Annotated in this window: 3 protein-coding genes; all 3 read left to right on the forward strand. The window is 69.0% G+C overall.

Going from position 1 to position 1,671, the window contains the following annotated elements:
• A partial coding sequence (locus JYJ84_RS36050) for a hypothetical protein (protein ID WP_205190241.1) occupies nucleotides 1-184 on the forward strand: 184 nt, incomplete at its 5' end.
• A gap of 3 nt (nucleotides 185-187) precedes the next feature.
• Nucleotides 188-1,171, forward strand: a complete 984-nt coding sequence (locus tag JYJ84_RS36055) for a CheR family methyltransferase (protein WP_122944129.1) — start codon at nucleotides 188-190, stop codon at nucleotides 1,169-1,171.
• Nucleotides 1,168-1,671, forward strand: a 504-nt coding sequence (gene cheD / locus JYJ84_RS36060; RefSeq protein ID WP_205190242.1) for a chemoreceptor glutamine deamidase CheD, incomplete at its 3' end; no start/stop codon positions are given. The genes JYJ84_RS36055 and cheD, both read left to right, overlap by 4 nt.

The raw sequence follows: 1,671 nt of genomic DNA on the forward strand, positions 1-1,671 counted from the left end.
GCAGAAGGACACGCCGGCTTCCCGCGGTACCGCCGCGGGCGGCTACGGGCCGCGTCTCACGAAATCCGCCGCACCGGCCGACAAGCCGGCGGCGAAGCCCGCACTCGTGCGCCCGGCGCTGAACGGCGAGAAGCCGGCGGCGGCCACGGCCGGCACGTCCGACGACGACTGGGAGACCTTCTAAACCATGCCGCACGCGCGCGCGCCGTTTCGACCCGATGCCCCGGATGCCTCGCCTCGCGCGGGCGAGCCGGGGCGCGACTTCGCGTTCACGGGCGCGGATTTCGCACGCATTCGCGCGCTGATCCATCAACGCGCGGGGATCTCGCTGTCCGAGCACAAGCGCGACATGGCGTACAGCCGCCTCGCGCGCCGCTTGCGGGCGCGCGGCCTCGACACGTTTCGCGACTACCTCGACCTGCTCGAGCAGGAAGACGATCCGCTCGAGTGGGAAGCGTTCACCAATGCGCTGACCACGAACCTGACCGCGTTCTTCCGCGAGTCGCACCATTTCCCGATCCTGTCGGATTTCGTGAAGGGGCGGCCGGCGCCGGTATCGGTCTGGTGCTCGGCGGCGTCGACCGGCGAGGAGCCTTACTCGATCGCGATCACGCTGATCGAGGCGCTCGGCGAATCGGCGGCACGCGGCGCGTCGATCCTCGCGACCGACCTCGACACGCAGGTGCTCGCGAAGGCGGAGGCCGGCATCTACACGTACGACCAGGTCAAGCACCTGGCACCGGAGCGGCTGAAGCGCTTCTTCCTGAAGGGCACGGGCCCGCAGGCCGGCCGCGTGAAGGTGCGCCCCGAGCTGCGCGCGATGATCCGCTTCGAGCAGCTGAACCTGACCGATGCGGATTACGGGATCGCGAAGCCGTTCGACGCGATCTTCTGTCGCAACGTGATGATCTATTTCGACAAGCCGACACAGGGGCAGGTGCTGTCGCGCTTCGAGCCGCTCGTGAAGCCGGGCGGGCTGCTGTTCGCCGGGCATTCGGAAAACTTCACGTATGTCTCGCAGGCGTTCCGGCTGCGCGGGCAGACGGTGTACGAACTGACCCGCGACGCCGGGCAGGGCGCACGGCCGCGTGGCGCGCAGGCGCCTGCGATGCCGTCGCCGGTGCGCGCACGGGCCGCGGGCGCCGTATCGGCCCTGGGAGAGCGCGGATGAGCGCCCTGCCGATCGCCACCAATCGCTACTTCGACAGCCACTTCGGCCGTCCCGGCGTGAAGCTGTTGCCGAACGAGTTCTACACGACGTCCGAGGACATGGTGCTGATGACCGTGCTCGGCTCGTGCGTCGCCGCGTGCCTGCACGACCCGTATGCGGGCATCGGCGGAATGAACCACTTCATGCTGCCGGACGATGGCGCCGATCCGGGCGCGGCCGCGTCGGAATCGATGCGCTACGGCGCGTATGCGATGGAAGTGCTGATCAACGAGCTGATCAAGGCCGGCGGGCGCCGCGAACGCTTCGAGGCGAAGGTGTTCGGCGGCGCGGCCGTGCTGGCCGGGATGACGACCATCAACATCGGCGACCGCAACGCGGATTTCGTGCGCCGCTACCTGGCGCTCGAACGCATCCGCATCACGGCGGAAGACCTGCAGGGCGTGCATCCGCGCAAGGTCGCGTTCATGCCGAACAGCGGGCGCGCGATGGTGAAGAAGCTG

Origin of the sequence: Burkholderia sp. LMG 13014, from assembly GCF_905232215.1 — a bacterium.
Lineage (GTDB): Bacteria > Pseudomonadota > Gammaproteobacteria > Burkholderiales > Burkholderiaceae > Burkholderia.